Annotated in this window: 14 protein-coding genes; 13 read left to right on the forward strand and 1 reads right to left on the reverse strand. The window is 29.1% G+C overall.

The annotated features are described in order from the left end of the window. The 8 genes from Q0G30_RS01595 to Q0G30_RS01630 all read left to right on the forward strand — a co-directional run bounded on the left by Q0G30_RS01595 (position 1) and on the right by Q0G30_RS01630 (position 8,169). The gene (locus Q0G30_RS01595) at positions 1–696 is read left to right on the forward strand and encodes a zinc metallopeptidase (RefSeq protein WP_294385623.1); all 696 of its coding nucleotides are present in this window, start codon (positions 1–3) and stop codon (positions 694–696) included. A 10-nt stretch (positions 697–706) separates the two neighbouring features. Beyond that, positions 707–2,020, forward strand: a complete 1,314-nt coding sequence (gene rsmB / locus Q0G30_RS01600; RefSeq protein ID WP_294385625.1) for a 16S rRNA (cytosine(967)-C(5))-methyltransferase RsmB — start codon at positions 707–709, stop codon at positions 2,018–2,020. Positions 2,021–2,031: 11 nt separating this feature from the next. Further along, positions 2,032–3,063, forward strand: coding sequence for a 23S rRNA (adenine(2503)-C(2))-methyltransferase RlmN (gene rlmN / locus Q0G30_RS01605; RefSeq protein ID WP_294385628.1), 1,032 nt, complete (start codon positions 2,032–2,034; stop codon positions 3,061–3,063). A 15-nt stretch (positions 3,064–3,078) separates the two neighbouring features. Continuing rightward, the gene (locus Q0G30_RS01610) at positions 3,079–3,795 is read left to right on the forward strand and encodes a Stp1/IreP family PP2C-type Ser/Thr phosphatase (RefSeq protein WP_294385631.1); all 717 of its coding nucleotides are present in this window, start codon (positions 3,079–3,081) and stop codon (positions 3,793–3,795) included. Between the two features lie 2 nt (positions 3,796–3,797). Beyond that, on the forward strand, positions 3,798–5,894 hold the full coding sequence (gene pknB / locus Q0G30_RS01615) for a Stk1 family PASTA domain-containing Ser/Thr kinase (RefSeq protein WP_294385635.1): 2,097 nt from the start codon (positions 3,798–3,800) through the stop codon (positions 5,892–5,894). Between the two features lie 123 nt (positions 5,895–6,017). Continuing rightward, positions 6,018–6,881, forward strand: coding sequence for a ribosome small subunit-dependent GTPase A (gene rsgA, locus Q0G30_RS01620; RefSeq protein WP_294385637.1), 864 nt, complete (start codon positions 6,018–6,020; stop codon positions 6,879–6,881). Further along, complete coding sequence (rpe, locus tag Q0G30_RS01625) at positions 6,881–7,528, forward strand: ribulose-phosphate 3-epimerase (protein ID WP_294385638.1); 648 nt, start codon at positions 6,881–6,883, stop codon at positions 7,526–7,528. The genes rsgA and rpe overlap by 1 nt, the downstream gene beginning before the upstream one ends. A gap of 2 nt (positions 7,529–7,530) precedes the next feature. Continuing rightward, positions 7,531–8,169, forward strand: coding sequence for a thiamine diphosphokinase (locus Q0G30_RS01630; RefSeq protein WP_294385642.1), 639 nt, complete (start codon positions 7,531–7,533; stop codon positions 8,167–8,169). Between the two features lie 338 nt (positions 8,170–8,507). On the opposite strand, the gene rpmB is transcribed toward Q0G30_RS01630, so the two are convergent. Further along, positions 8,508–8,699 carry a 50S ribosomal protein L28 gene (gene rpmB, locus Q0G30_RS01635; protein ID WP_005213497.1) on the reverse strand — a complete coding sequence of 64 codons (192 nt, stop codon included), beginning with the start codon at positions 8,697–8,699 and terminating at the stop codon, positions 8,508–8,510. 218 nt (positions 8,700–8,917) lie between these two features. Between rpmB and Q0G30_RS01640 the strand changes: the two genes are divergently transcribed. The 5 genes from Q0G30_RS01640 to coaD all read left to right on the forward strand — a co-directional run bounded on the left by Q0G30_RS01640 (position 8,918) and on the right by coaD (position 14,271). Then, entirely contained in the window at positions 8,918–9,268 is a 351-nt protein-coding gene (locus tag Q0G30_RS01640) for an Asp23/Gls24 family envelope stress response protein (protein ID WP_195988894.1), read from the forward strand. A gap of 11 nt (positions 9,269–9,279) precedes the next feature. After that, the gene (locus tag Q0G30_RS01645; RefSeq protein ID WP_294385645.1) at positions 9,280–10,926 is read left to right on the forward strand and encodes a DAK2 domain-containing protein; all 1,647 of its coding nucleotides are present in this window, start codon (positions 9,280–9,282) and stop codon (positions 10,924–10,926) included. Between the two features lie 99 nt (positions 10,927–11,025). Beyond that, positions 11,026–13,056, forward strand: coding sequence for an ATP-dependent DNA helicase RecG (recG, locus tag Q0G30_RS01650; RefSeq protein WP_294385649.1), 2,031 nt, complete (start codon positions 11,026–11,028; stop codon positions 13,054–13,056). A 162-nt stretch (positions 13,057–13,218) separates the two neighbouring features. Continuing rightward, complete coding sequence (gene rsmD / locus Q0G30_RS01655) at positions 13,219–13,776, forward strand: 16S rRNA (guanine(966)-N(2))-methyltransferase RsmD (protein ID WP_294385652.1); 558 nt, start codon at positions 13,219–13,221, stop codon at positions 13,774–13,776. A 15-nt stretch (positions 13,777–13,791) separates the two neighbouring features. Beyond that, on the forward strand, positions 13,792–14,271 hold the full coding sequence (gene coaD / locus Q0G30_RS01660; RefSeq protein ID WP_294385655.1) for a pantetheine-phosphate adenylyltransferase: 480 nt from the start codon (positions 13,792–13,794) through the stop codon (positions 14,269–14,271). Positions 14,272–14,283 lie beyond the last annotated feature (12 nt).

Below are 14,283 nucleotides of genomic sequence, written 5' to 3' on the forward strand. Positions count from 1 at the left end.
ATGTTCTATCCAGGATTTTATTTTGACAGAACTATGATTTTGTTGCTACCTGCAATAATAATTTCGTTTTGGGCACAATCAAAGGTAAGTAGTACTTATAAAAAATATAGAACTGTAAGGACTATGAATGGATATACAGGAGAAAATGTTGCGAGAATGATGCTTGATGCAGCAGGGCTTTATGATGTACCTGTACTTGAAACTAGTGGAGAGCTTACAGATCATTATGATCCAAGAAGTAGGGTTATAAGATTATCTAGAGATATATATCATGGAACAAGTATAGCATCAGCAGGAATAGCAGCTCATGAAGTAGGGCATGCAATTCAACATCAACAATCTTATAAACCTTTAGTTTTGAGAACATCTATGGCAACAGCCGTTAATTTTAGCAGTCAAGCATCAATTTTTATTTTTATGATTGGTTTACTTTTTAGTATTCCAGTATTAACAAATATCGGAATTATATTTTTTACTGTAGCAGTAATTTATCAATTAATAACATTACCAGTAGAATTTAATGCATCAAGAAGAGCCTTAAATATATTAGAAAGTAGAAATATATTATATGGTAATGAAGTTAATGGAGCAAAAAATGTATTAACTGCGGCAGCTATGACATATGTAGCAGCTGCATTAATGTCAATTTCACAATTAATAAGACTAATTGCAATTAGCAATAGAAATAATGATTAAGAGGTAACGTATGAATAGTAGAGAAGTAGCATTAAACATAATTAATAGAGTTTTAATTGAAGGAGCATATTCTAATTTAGTTTTATCTAATGAATTAAATGAAGCGGATTTAAATGAAAAAGATAGAGCTTTAGTAACAGAACTTGTTTATGGAACTATAAGAAGAAAGAAAACATTAGATATGATAATTTCTAATTATATAAAAGATATATCTTTAATGGATGAAAGAGTATTAAATATATTAAGAATGGCTATATATCAAATGCACTTTTTAGATAAGGTTCCAGAGTTTGCAGCTTGTAATGAAGCAGTTGAATTAGCAAAGCAAATTTCAGTTCAAGATTCAAAATTAGTTAATGGAATATTAAGAAGTTACACTAAAAATCCAGATGATATGGATGTAAAAGATAAAATTGATAGATTAGTATATCAATATTCTTATGAACCATGGTTTATAAGAATGGTGTATAAGCAATATGGAGAAGAAAACGGAAGAAAGATTTTATCTGGATTAAATGCAACTCCAAAGGTAACAGTTAGAGTTAATACAAGTAAAGCAGATTATGATGAAGTATATGAAAGATTAGAAGAAATGGGATATGATATAGAAGAAGGATATGCTTGTCCAGAAGCTATAATAATAAAAGGTGGAAGTTCTATCGAAAATAATGAGTTATTTAGAGAAGGATTAATCACAGTTCAAGATGAAAGTGCAATGCTTGTATCACCTCTTTTAGATTTAAAAGCTGGAGATATTGCTTTAGACCTTTGTGCTGCACCAGGAGGAAAAACAACTCATATAGCAGAGTTATTAGAAAATGAAGGTAAAGTACATTCTTTTGATTTACATGAAAATAAGTTATCTTTAATCAATGAAAACTTAGAAAGATTAGGATTAAATAATGTAGAAGTAGAAGCTATGGATGCAACAAAGTTAGATGCTAAATATATTGCATATGCTGATAAAGTATTAATAGACGTACCTTGCTCAGGTCTTGGTATAATAAGAAAGAAACCAGAAATTAAATGGAATAAATCAAGAAAATCTCTTAAGGATTTAGTACCAACTCAAAGAGAAATAATGGAAAATGCTTGGGCATATTTAAAAAATGGTGGTACTATGATTTATTCAACTTGTACATTAAATACTGAAGAAAATCAAGATAATGTTGAATGGTTCTTAAATAAACATAAAGATGCAAAAGTAGAAAAGATATTCTTAGGGAATATGGATAATTTTATCTATAATAATGATGGATCTTTAACGATATTACCAAATGAATATATGGATGGATTCTATATTGCTAAGATTTCTAAAAAATAGTAGGTGAACAAATGTATAATATTTTAGATTTTACATTAGAAGAATTACAAAATTGGATGAAAGAAAATGGTGAAAGTGCTTTTAGAGCAAAACAAGTTTTTTCTTGGATTTATAAAGAAGTATGGAATTTTGACGAAATGAAAAACATACCTGGAAGTTTAAAAGAAAAACTAAAAGAAAATTTTACTATTGAAATTCCTAAAATTGTAGAAGTATATGAATCTAATGTAGATGATACTAAGAAAATGTTATTATCTATGAAGGATAATAATTTAATCGAATGTGTTCTTATGAAATATAAACATGGAAATTCAATTTGTGTATCTACTCAAGTAGGTTGTAGGATGGGGTGCAAATTCTGCGCCTCTACAATCGGAGGTAGAATAAGAGATTTAAGTGCTGGTGAAATACTTTCTGAAATAATGGTGGCACAAAAATTCTTAGGAGAAAGAATTTCAAATGTTGTTTTAATGGGAAGTGGAGAACCTTTAGATAACTATGATAATGTAGTTAAATTTTTAAATTTAGCTAATGCTGAGTATGGATTAAATATAGGGCAAAGACATATAACATTATCTACATGTGGAATAGTACCTAAAATAATAGAATTAGCAGATTTAAATTTAAGTATTACATTAGCAATTTCATTACATGCCTTTAGTGATGAAAAAAGAAAAACAATAATGCCTATAGCTAATAAATACAGTATTAATGAGATATTAGAATCTTGTAGATACTATATGGATAAAACAGGTCGTAGAATTACATATGAGTACTCTTTAGTATCGGGAGTTAATGATGGAAAAGAAGATGCTAAATCTTTAGCAAAATTATTAAAAAATATGAGTTGTCATGTTAATTTAATTCCAGTTAATGAAATTAAAGAAAATGAATTAAAGAGACCGTCAAAAAGGACTATAGAAGCTTTTGAAGAAATATTAAAATCACAAGGAATTGAAGTTACAGTCAGAAGAGAGATGGGTACAGATATTAATGCCGCTTGTGGGCAATTAAGAAGAAGTTATATAGACACTCAGAAATAAAGGGGAGAAGAAAAAATGGTGGGTATAAAAAGTGATGTAGGTGTAGTTAGAAGTTTAAATGAAGATTATGCTTCATACATTGAAGAAGAGGACTATAAGTTATATATAGTAGCTGATGGTATGGGAGGTCATAATGCTGGAGAAGTAGCTAGCGAGATGGCTGTGAATGCTGTTAAATTATATGTAAAAGACAATTACAAAAGTGATGGTATCAATGTACTTGAAAATGCCATAATTTTTGCAAATGAAAAAATATATGATAAAGCAAGATGCGGTTCTGAATATAAAGGTATGGGAACTACTTTAGTTGCTGCTTTTGTATATGAAGATAATGTTATTGTTGCTAATGTTGGAGATAGCAGTTGTTTTGGTATTATTGATAATGATATTATTAAAATAACAAAAGATCACTCTTTAGTTCAAGAATTAATAGATTCTGGAAGTATAACTGAAGAAGAGGGAAGAAATCATCCAAAGAAAAATGTTATTACTAGGGCATTAGGAACAAATAATATAGTTAAAGTCGATATATTTAAAATTGATATAAATACTTATGATAAATATTTGTTATGTACAGATGGATTATCTAATGAAGTTTTAAAAGAAGAAATACTAAGAGAAATAAGTGATATTAATGACTACAATACTGCCTGTGACAAGTTAGTTTTATTAGCAAAGAATCGAGGGGGAAGAGATAATATTACGGTCTTGCTATTTGGAGGAGAGGTGTAGAAATGATCGGTGAAGTATTAGGTAATAGATATGAACTGATGGAAAAAATAGGAGAAGGTGGAATGGCAATAGTTTATAAGGCTAGGGATAATAAGTTAAGTAGACTTGTTGCTGTGAAAATTCTAAAAAAGGAATTCGCCAATAATAAAGATATTTCGGATAAATTTAAAAAAGAAGCAACAGCTGTAGCTAATTTTTCAGATGCAAATATAGTTAATGTATTAGATGTTGGACATGAAGAAGAAGGAAACATGGACTATTTTGTTATGGAATATGTTAGTGGTAAAACACTAAAGGAATTAATAGTTGAAAATGGAAAATTAAATTATACAGTTGCTATTAGTATAGCAATTCAAATAGCAAAAGCTTTAGAATGTGCACATAAAAATAATATTATTCATAGGGATGTAAAGCCACAGAATATATTAGTTACTGAAAGTGGAGTGGTAAAAGTTACTGATTTTGGAATAGCTAAAAGTTCAACTTCAGCTACTATAACTAATACTACAACAATAATGGGATCAGCACATTATTTATCACCAGAGCAAGCTAAAGGTACCTTTATTGATTTAAGATCAGATATTTATTCTTTAGGCATAGTTTTATATGAAATGGTAACGGGAGTACTTCCTTTTGATGGCGAGTCACCAGTTACAATTGCTTTAAAGCATATTCAATCAGAGCCAATTGAGCCTAAAAAATATAATAGTTCTATACCAGATAGTTTAAATAATTTAATAATGAAGTCTATAAGTAAAGAAACTATAAATAGATATCAGAATTGTAGAGAATTAATAAATGATTTACAAAAGATAAAGGAAAATCCAAATGCATCTATTGATGCTAAAATGAATTATGATGATGGTAGAACAATAGTAATGGAGCCTATTAGGCATGAAAGTATTCTAAATAAAGATGTAAAATCAGAACCTAATAAAAGTTTATATTCAAAGTCTGATTTTGAAAATGACTATGAAGAAGATGATGAAGAAGATGATGATAACTTCTTTGAATCAAAAGATAATTCAAAAAAAAGTAAGCGCAATAATAAAGTTATTATAATTGTTGGATCTGTAATTATTGCAATTGCATTATTAGGTGGAATTGCATTTGGTTCTGGATTATTAACAGGAGGAAGTACTAGCAGTAATAAGACTGTAACAGTTCCTAATATAGTTGGTATGACATTAGAAAATGCTACTAAGGAGTTAGAAAAGTTAGGATTGAAAATTAAGGTTTTAGAAACTGTTGAAAGCGATGAAGAAGAAAATACTATAATAGAAATGAATCCTGTATCAAATACAGATGCTAAAAAAGGTGATATTATAGAAGTAAAAGTTTCTGGTGGTCTATCTAAAGTAACAGTTCCTGACTTAAGAGATTATGAAATAAATTATATAGAAAATTTATTAAGTCAAAAGGGATTAGAGTGGAATATTACTTATAAATATAGTGAAAATATTAAAGCAGGATATCTAATAAGTCAGTATCCAGAAAGAGATAAGGAAGTTACAAAGGGAACAACAATTGAACTTACTATAAGTAAGGGACCAGAAGAAAAATTTGTATCAGTATCTAATTATCTAGGACAAAATGTAGATGCAGCAAAGAGCGAGTTAGAAGAGTTAGGATTGACAGTTATACTTCAAGAGCAACAAACGGATAGAGAATCTGAAAATGGAGTTGTATTAAGCCAATCTCTTGAAAGTGGAACTAAAATTTCTGCAGGTGCAAAAATAACTTTAACTTATGGAAAATATACAGCACCTAGCAATGTAGATATTAGCCAGTATTTAAGTATAGGTATGTCTTTAGAAGATGCTATTAATTCTTTAAATGCAGCAGGAATATCATATTCTATATCAGGAGGAACTCCACCGCAAAGTGATATGAGCCTATATACTGTAAAGGGATTTACAAATAAAATAAAGCAAGGTGAAACTGTTAAAATTCAAGTTGAAAAAACTAAAATTACAGAACCAACAGAGCCAAGTGAAGATGATACAGAGACGACAACTCCAGATGATGAAGATTCTACAGATGTAAGTGCAGGTTTAGATCAAGGAAGTAGTAATCCAGATTCTACAGCAGGTAACTAAAAAAGGATAAGATTGCTTAATTTTAGGCAATCTTATTTTTTTAAACTTTCTAAAAGAAAATATTGCATTTATTTTGAAATAGTGTTTATTATAAATAAGAAGAGTAAAAAGTTTGGAGGTACTATGAAAGGAAAAATAATCAAAGGAATTGGTGGATTTTATTATGTAAAAACTACTGATGGATTAATAGAATGTAAAGCAAGAGGAAAATTTAGACATAAGGATATGAAACCTCTTGTTGGAGATGATGTAGAAATATTAATAGATAATGGTAAAGGAGTTATTTGTGATATTCATGAAAGAACGTCTGAACTTATTAGACCTACAGTAGCTAATGTAACACAAGCATTTGTTGTTTTTGCTATAAAGAACCCTGATATTAATTATGATCTGTTAAATAGATTTTTAGTATTATGTGAGCATAATAATATTAAAGCCATAGTTTGCTTAAATAAGGTTGATTTAGTATCAGATGAGGAAAAAGAAATAGTTAAGAATAAAATAAATGCTATTGGATATGAAGTGTTATTTATTAATGCTAAAAAAGGTTTAGGGGTAGAATCATTAAAGGAAAAGTTAGATGGAAATGTAACAGTTTTATGTGGACCATCAGGAGCAGGAAAATCAACATTAATTAATACCCTAACAGAAAAATATCATATGGAGACAGGAGAAGTTTCTGATAAAATAGGAAGAGGTAAACATACTACTAGACATAGTGAACTTATTGATGTAGAAGATGGATACATAGTTGATACTCCAGGGTTTTCAACATTAGAAGTAACCTTTATAGAAAAAGATGATTTGAAATATTGTTTCCCAGAGTTTGAGGAATATAACAATCAATGTAAGTTTAGAGGTTGCTTACATTATAAAGAGCCTAATTGTGCTGTGAAAAATGCAGTTGAAGAAGGTAAAATTAATAATTTTAGATATGAATTTTATATAAGAACTTTAGAGGATATAATGAGTGGGAGGAGATATTAATGGTTAAAATAGCACCATCTATATTATCAGCAGATTTTTCGAAGTTAGGACAGGAAGTAGTAAAATTACACAATGCAGGAGCAGATTTTATTCATATTGATGTTATGGATGGGGAGTTTGTACCTAATATTACATTTGGAATGCCAGTAATAAAGGCTATAAGAAATAAAACGGATAAGGTTTTTGATGTACATTTAATGATAAATAATCCTCAAAGATATATTGATGAATTTATAGCTGCAGGAGCTGATATAATAACTTTACATTATGAAGCAGAAAGACATTTAGATAGAGCTATACAATATATTAAGTCAAAAGGAGTTAAGGCTGCAGTTGCATTAAATCCAGCTACACCAACAGTTGTTTTAAAGGATATAATTGCAAATTTAGATATGGTTTTAATAATGTCTGTTAATCCAGGGTTTGGAGGACAAAAGTTCATACCATATTCATTAAATAAAATTAAGGAAGTCAAGGAGATGGCGTTAAAGGCTAATAATCCTAATATTTTAATCCAAGTTGATGGTGGAGTAGATAAAAATAATGTGAAGGATGTTATTGAAGCTGGTGCTAATGTTATAGTAGCAGGATCTGCTGTTTTTGGAGATGGAAATATAGAAGAAAACATTAAAGCTTTAAGAGGGTAGAGATGAATTGTTTAATAGTAGCTGGAGGCGTTAAACCTAAAGATGAAATTATTAAGTATTATTCAGATCAGTGTGAGCTAATAATTGGGGTAGATAAAGGATGTAATTATCTTTTTGAAGCTAAAGTAAAGCCTCATTATATTGTAGGAGACTTTGATTCTTCAAATTTAGCTATAATAGATGAAATAGTTAAACAAGGTGTAGTTAAATATCAGTATCAATGTGAGAAAAATTTTACTGATTCTGAAGAGGCTTTTGAATTAGCAATTTCTAAAATGGTAAAAAAAATTATTTTTTTAGGAGCTACAGGACAAAGGTTTGATCATACATTAGGTAATTTAGGATTATTATTAAAAGCTTTGAATTCAGGAGTATTAACAGAAATAGTTGATGATAGAAATAAAATGTTTTTAATTAATAAAAATACCAGTATAAAAAGAGATAATAAATATAAGTATGTATCTTTTTTAGCGTATGATAGTATAGTAGAGGAGTTTAGCATAAAAGGTGCTAAATATAACTTAGATAAATATACTTTAAAAATTGGAGATTCTAGAACTGTATCTAATGAATTTATAACTGATGAAATTAGTTTAGAAATTTCTAATGGTAGTATTTTGGTAGTATATTCAAAAGATTAAAATAAAAAAATAAAAAAATTTTTTAAAAATAATCACCACTTAGCAGTTACTTGCATAATATGTATAGTAAGGAGTGGTGTTTTTATTTTAAATAAAACAGCATGTTTAAAATTATTTATGTAACAGAAAATGAATGGGGGGATTAATTTTGAAGATTGTTGCTATTAAATTACCAAAGTTTTTATCATCTATAATTAAGTTTTTTACTAGAAAAAAATAAGTACATAGGAGAAAAGTAGCAGAAGCTATTAAGGATAGTATGCCTTTTATTTATACATTATTAAATTTTAATAATAAAAAAAGCAATTGAATCAATCAATTGCTTTTTCTATTTGAACTTATATTGCTCTTTCAACCTTACCAGATCTAAGGCATCTTGTACAAACGTGAACAGTTTTTGGTGTTCCGTTAACTAAAGCCTTTACTCTCTTTATGTTAGGAGCCCAAGTTCTCTTAGATTGACGATGTGAGTGTGAGTATTGAGTTCCAGATACTACACCTTTATTACAAACTTCGCATCTTCTTGCCACTTGAAAACACCTCCTTATGTTTGAAGATAATTTCTCTTCAATAGGACAAAATAGATTTTAACATAGGTTATATAAAAAATGCAAGGATATTTCAAAAAAATATTTAAAAAAATTATATTATGTTGTTAAATGGCGAAGGAATAGGATAAATTTACTTGAATTAATATAGCAACTAATATACAATAATCTATATGGAAAGATAAAAAGGAGGATTTTCTATGGTAGGATATTCAAATGACCTTGGAAGTATACATTACTCTGAAGAAGTATTAGGAAAAATAGTAGGATTATCAACAATGGAATGCTATGGCGTTGTTGGTATGGTTTCTAAGAACGCTACTGAAGGCCTATGGGAGTTAATGAGAATTGAGAATTTAAGTAAGGGTGTTAAATTAAGATTTAATGATGAAGATAAATTAATAATAGAATTATCAATAATGGTTGAATACGGAACTAAAATTTCTGTAATAGCTAATAATATAATTCAAAAGGTGCGTTATAGTGTTGAAAATTATACTGGACTAAAGGTAGCTTCAGTTACAGTTAATGTTCAAGCGGTAAGAGTCTAGGAGGGAACAGGATGAAATATGATAGAATAAACGGCCATGATTTTTACAATATGGTTGTTAATGCTAGTAATAGATTATTGGAGGAAAGTGATTTCGTTAACGCGTTGAATGTTTTCCCTGTGCCAGATGGTGACACAGGTACTAATATGTCAATGACTTTTAAGTCTGCTGTAAAAGAAATAGAAAACTTAAATTCAGAATCAATTGGAGAAACTTCAAAGAAATTAGCAAAGGGTGCTTTAATGGGAGCAAGAGGTAACTCAGGTGTTATCTTATCTCAAATACTTAGAGGGATTTCTAAAGGATTAGAAGGAAAAACAAGCGTTGATAGTGCTGAATTTGCAAATGCATTTGTAGAAGGAAGCAAAGCAGCTTATAAAGCCGTAATGAAACCGACAGAAGGTACTATACTTTCAGTTATTAGAGCTGCATCAGAAGCAGCTGTAAAAAGTGATAAAACTGATATAGTAGAACTTTTAAGTGAAATAGTGGTTGAAGCAAAGGTAATGCTAGATAGAACTCCAGATCTTTTACCAGCACTTAAAAAGGCTAAGGTTGTAGATTCAGGTGGTATGGGATTATATATCATATTACAAGGAATGTATGATGCATTAAAAGATGGAATAAAAGCAGAAATAAAAGATATATCTTCTAAAGGATCAAATGGAGCAAGTGCTCAAGCTATAGAAGATATAGATATTAAGTTTGGATACTGTACAGAATTTATAATATTAGGAGATGCTTCTAAGGCTAAAGCATTCCAAGATGAAATCGAACCTCTTGGTGACTCTATGATTGTTGTTGGATATGATGATGTAATAAAAGTACATATTCATACTAATGACCCAGGATTAGTATTATCTAAGGCAGTAGCTGTAGGTGAACTATCTAAAATTAAAATAGATAATATGAGAGAAGAGCATAGAGAAGTTTTAATGTCAAAAGAAGAATACGCTACAGGTAAAGTTGAAGAAGCAGAAGCAGAAGTAGCAGTAGAAAAGAAAAAGTATGCCTTTATTTCAGTAGCTATGGGAGAAGGAATAACTAATGTTCTTAAAGATTTAGGTGTTGATTACGTAATTGAAGGTGGTCAAACTATGAATCCATCAACTCAAGATATGATGGAATGTATATCTAAGTTAAATGCTGACCACATATTTATTTTACCTAACAATAAGAATATAATTATGGCAGCAACTCAAGCAGCAGAAATATCAGATAAGGATGTTAGAGTTATACCAACTAAGAGTATTCCTCAAGGGATTACTTGTATAACTATGTTTAATGCAGAACATGAAGTTGATGAAAATGAGGCTGCTTTAATGGAAGCATTGGAACTTGTTAAGACAGGCTCTGTAACTTATGCAGTTAGAGATACTGAAATGGATGGAATAGAGATTAAAGAAGGTAATATGCTTGGCCTTATTGAAGGAAAAATCAATAAGGTTGGAGAAGATTACTTTAAAGTAGCAGAAGATGTTTTAGAGTCTATGATAGATGAAGATAGTGAACTTATAACTATATTCTATGGTAAAGACGTAGATGAGAGTAAAATAGAAGAGTTTACAGAAAAATTAGAAGAAAAGTATGAAGAGTGTGATGTACAATTGTACAAAGGAGATCAACCTTTATACTACTTTATAATGGCTGTAGAGTAATTATTTTCAAAAGCACAAGGAAGTTGATTTCTTGTGCTTTATTTTTTTTATTTAATATTATAAAATTATATTTATTATTTAAGAATTAGGAGAAATAAAATGGATATATCACAAGATGTAAAATATCTAAAGGGTGTTGGACCTAAATTATTAGAAAAGTTAAATAGATGTGGAATATTTACTGTTTTAGATTTGCTTTTATATTTTCCAAGAGATTATGAGTTTTTAAGAAGTAATATTCCCTTTAATGAAATAGATGAAGAGGATAAGCAAGTATTAACTTGTGTATGTGTAGGAATAGATAGAGATGTTAGGACTAAGACTGGAAAAATACTAACTACTATAAGATTTAATTATTTAGGAAATTTAGTTATAGGTAAGTGGTTTAATCAAGGATTTATAAAGAATACATTTAAGGTTGGGCAAAGTTATGATTTGATGGGGAAATTTAAAAGAGTTACCAATAGACTTGAAGTTATTAATCCTATAGTAGGGGTTAAATTAGCTAAGGAAAATGAAATAGTACCTAAATATAGTTTAAAAGGTGATTTAACAGATAAAATATTAATAAAGCTTATAGGAAGTTGCCTAGAACAAATAAATATAAAAGATAATTTGCCAAGATATTTATTAGAAAAATATAAAATGACTAATTTGGATTTTGCTATAAAAAACATTCATTTTCCTACGGGAAAGAGAGAACTTGAATTGGCTATAAATAGATTAAAATTTCAAGAGTTATTTACATATTCAATGAAATTATTAATGCTTAAAAAGAATCTAAGAACTAAAAACGGAATTGAATTTAGATTAGTAGAAGAATTAAAAGATTTAAAGGCTGCTTTACCCTATAGTCTAACAGATGCACAGACAAGAGTGGTAAGAGAAATTTTAAGAGATCAAAAAAGTCCATGGCCTATGAATAGATTAGTCCAAGGTGATGTTGGTAGTGGAAAAACAGTAGTAGCTTTAATAGCTATGTTTAATGTTATTAAAAATGGATATCAGGCAACTTTAATGGTTCCTACTGAAATATTAGCTAATCAACATTATTTAGAGGCTAAGAAGTTATTAGAACCTTTTGATATACATATTGAGTTATTAACAGGAAGCACTTCTTTGAAGGAGAAGAAGCGTATAAAGGAACTTATCACTACAGAAGAACCTGTAATAGTAATAGGAACTCATGCTTTAATTCAAGAGGATGTAGACTTTAAAAACTTAGGGTTAGTTATAACAGATGAGCAGCATAGGTTTGGAGTAGAACAAAGAAGTAAACTTATAAATAAAGGAAGACGTCCTGATGTTATGGTAATGACAGCAACTCCAATTCCAAGAACTTTAGCATTATATGTATATTCCGATTTAGATATATCAGCTATAGATCAGTTACCTCCAGGAAGAAAACCTGTTGATACAAGATTTTTTAATGAAAATGAAAGATTATCTGCTTATGATTTAGCTTTAGAGGAGATTCATAAGGGCCGCCAAGTTTATATAGTATGTCCTCTTATTGAAGAAGATGAGGATATGAAGCTAAATTCTGTTGAAAAATTATATGATGAATTAAGTGATGGCATATTTAGAGGAATACCTATAGAAATTTTACATGGCAAAATGAAGCCAAAAGAAAAGGATGAAATAATAAATAGATTTAAGCAAAATGAAACAAAGGCTATAATTTCAACTACAGTAATAGAAGTTGGTGTTAATGTTCCTAATGCGTCTGTTATGATAATTGAAAATGCAGAAAGATTTGGATTAGCACAGCTGCATCAATTAAGAGGTAGAGTTGGAAGAGGAAGCTATGAATCGTATTGCATATTAATTGCAAAGGCTAAAACTGAAAATACTAAAAAAAGAATGGAGATTATGACTACTTCAACTGATGGTTTCTATATATCTGAAGAGGATTTAAAATTAAGAGGATCAGGTGAGATGTTTGGAAGAAGGCAAAGTGGAGATGAGGAGTTTATTTTGGCCAATATATATGATGATATGAATATATTAAGATGTGCTAAAAGTGAAGCAAAAATATTGCTAGATTCAGATGAGGAAGAAAAAATTAAGTTCTGCAATGAGGTAAAAAATTCCTTAGAAAGATGGAGTAAATATATTTGCTTTAATTAAGTGAATTTCTAAATTTTAATTTGTCTAAATAAATTTATTTATATAAACGAAGAGAATAGTCAATTCCATAAGTGAACTCTAAAATTCAATTATAATAAAAAAATTGTTAATAAATTAATTATATGTTAGAATTATAATGTTAATGACAAAGGAGGAAATTAAATGAGAATTATAGCAGGAAAAGCAAGAGGACGTAAGTTAATACCTCCAGCAACTATGGAAACTAGACCTACTTTAGATAGAGTTAAGGAAGCTATGTTTAGTACAATACAAAATTATTTATTAGATGCAGTAGTAATTGATGTATTTGCTGGAACAGGTAGTTTAGGATTAGAAGCAGCAAGTAGAGGGGCTAAGGAAGTATATTTAGTTGATAAGAGTGCTGTAACATTTCCGTTATTAAAAGAAAATGTGAAAAATTTAAAGTTTGAAGATTTTTGTTTTCCTTTAAATATGGATTCATATGAAGTTCTTAGAAATTTAGCTAAAAAGGGTAAGGTAATGGATGTTATTTTTATAGATCCTCCTTATTGCAGAGAAATGATTCCAGAAGCAATTAAAATTGTTGAGGAAAATAATATGTTAGCTGAAGATGGTATAATAGTAACTAAAATAGATTCAATAGAAGAAATTTATGAAGGGTATGAAGATATCAAATTGTTTAAAAGTAAGAAATATGGTAACACAACAGTTTGTTACTATAAATATATTAGAGAATAACATGGGGAGTAAATTATGAGAGTTGCAATTTATCCAGGTAGTTTTGATCCTGTTACTAATGGTCATTTAGATATTATTACAAGAGGATCAAAGGTATTTGATAAACTTATAGTTGGTGTTTTAGTCAATGTTGATAAGGTAGGGTTATTTCCTATTGAAGAGAGGGTTGAGCTTATAAAAAGAGTTACAAAGCATTTAGAAAATGTTGAGGTTGTAAGTTTTAACGGGCTCTTAGTTGAATTGGCTAAAAAAAATAATGCAAGAGTTATATTAAAAGGGTTAAGAGCGGTATCAGACTTTGAGTATGAGTTTCAGATGGCATTGATGAATTCTCAATTAGATTCAGATGTTGAAACTTTATTTATGACTACGTCTGCAGCTAATTCATTTTTAAGTTCATCATCAGTTAAGCAAGTTGCTAAATTTGGTGGAAATATTAATGGCTTAGTTCCGGATGAAATAGTTGATGATGTTATTAGAAAGATTAAGGGATAAAACTTAGGGGGT

It is taken from the genome of uncultured Clostridium sp. (assembly GCF_934754925.1).
Taxonomy (GTDB): Bacteria; Bacillota; Clostridia; order Clostridiales; family Clostridiaceae; genus Clostridium.

What these genes read in the sequence shown, in the direction of transcription:
- Q0G30_RS01595 (WP_294385623.1), top strand. Translation starts at nt 1, where the DNA reads ATGTTCTATCCAGGATTTTATTTTGACAGAACTATGATTTTGTTGCTA.
- rsmB (WP_294385625.1), top strand. Translation starts at nt 707, where the DNA reads ATGAATAGTAGAGAAGTAGCATTAAACATAATTAATAGAGTTTTAATT.
- rlmN (WP_294385628.1), top strand. Translation starts at nt 2,032, where the DNA reads ATGTATAATATTTTAGATTTTACATTAGAAGAATTACAAAATTGGATG.
- Q0G30_RS01610 (WP_294385631.1), top strand. Translation starts at nt 3,079, where the DNA reads ATGGTGGGTATAAAAAGTGATGTAGGTGTAGTTAGAAGTTTAAATGAA.
- pknB (WP_294385635.1), top strand. Translation starts at nt 3,798, where the DNA reads ATGATCGGTGAAGTATTAGGTAATAGATATGAACTGATGGAAAAAATA.
- rsgA (WP_294385637.1), top strand. Translation starts at nt 6,018, where the DNA reads ATGAAAGGAAAAATAATCAAAGGAATTGGTGGATTTTATTATGTAAAA.
- rpe (WP_294385638.1), top strand. Translation starts at nt 6,881, where the DNA reads ATGGTTAAAATAGCACCATCTATATTATCAGCAGATTTTTCGAAGTTA.
- Q0G30_RS01630 (WP_294385642.1), top strand. Translation starts at nt 7,531, where the DNA reads ATGAATTGTTTAATAGTAGCTGGAGGCGTTAAACCTAAAGATGAAATT.
- Q0G30_RS01640 (WP_195988894.1), top strand. Translation starts at nt 8,918, where the DNA reads ATGGTAGGATATTCAAATGACCTTGGAAGTATACATTACTCTGAAGAA.
- Q0G30_RS01645 (WP_294385645.1), top strand. Translation starts at nt 9,280, where the DNA reads ATGAAATATGATAGAATAAACGGCCATGATTTTTACAATATGGTTGTT.
- recG (WP_294385649.1), top strand. Translation starts at nt 11,026, where the DNA reads ATGGATATATCACAAGATGTAAAATATCTAAAGGGTGTTGGACCTAAA.
- rsmD (WP_294385652.1), top strand. Translation starts at nt 13,219, where the DNA reads ATGAGAATTATAGCAGGAAAAGCAAGAGGACGTAAGTTAATACCTCCA.
- coaD (WP_294385655.1), top strand. Translation starts at nt 13,792, where the DNA reads ATGAGAGTTGCAATTTATCCAGGTAGTTTTGATCCTGTTACTAATGGT.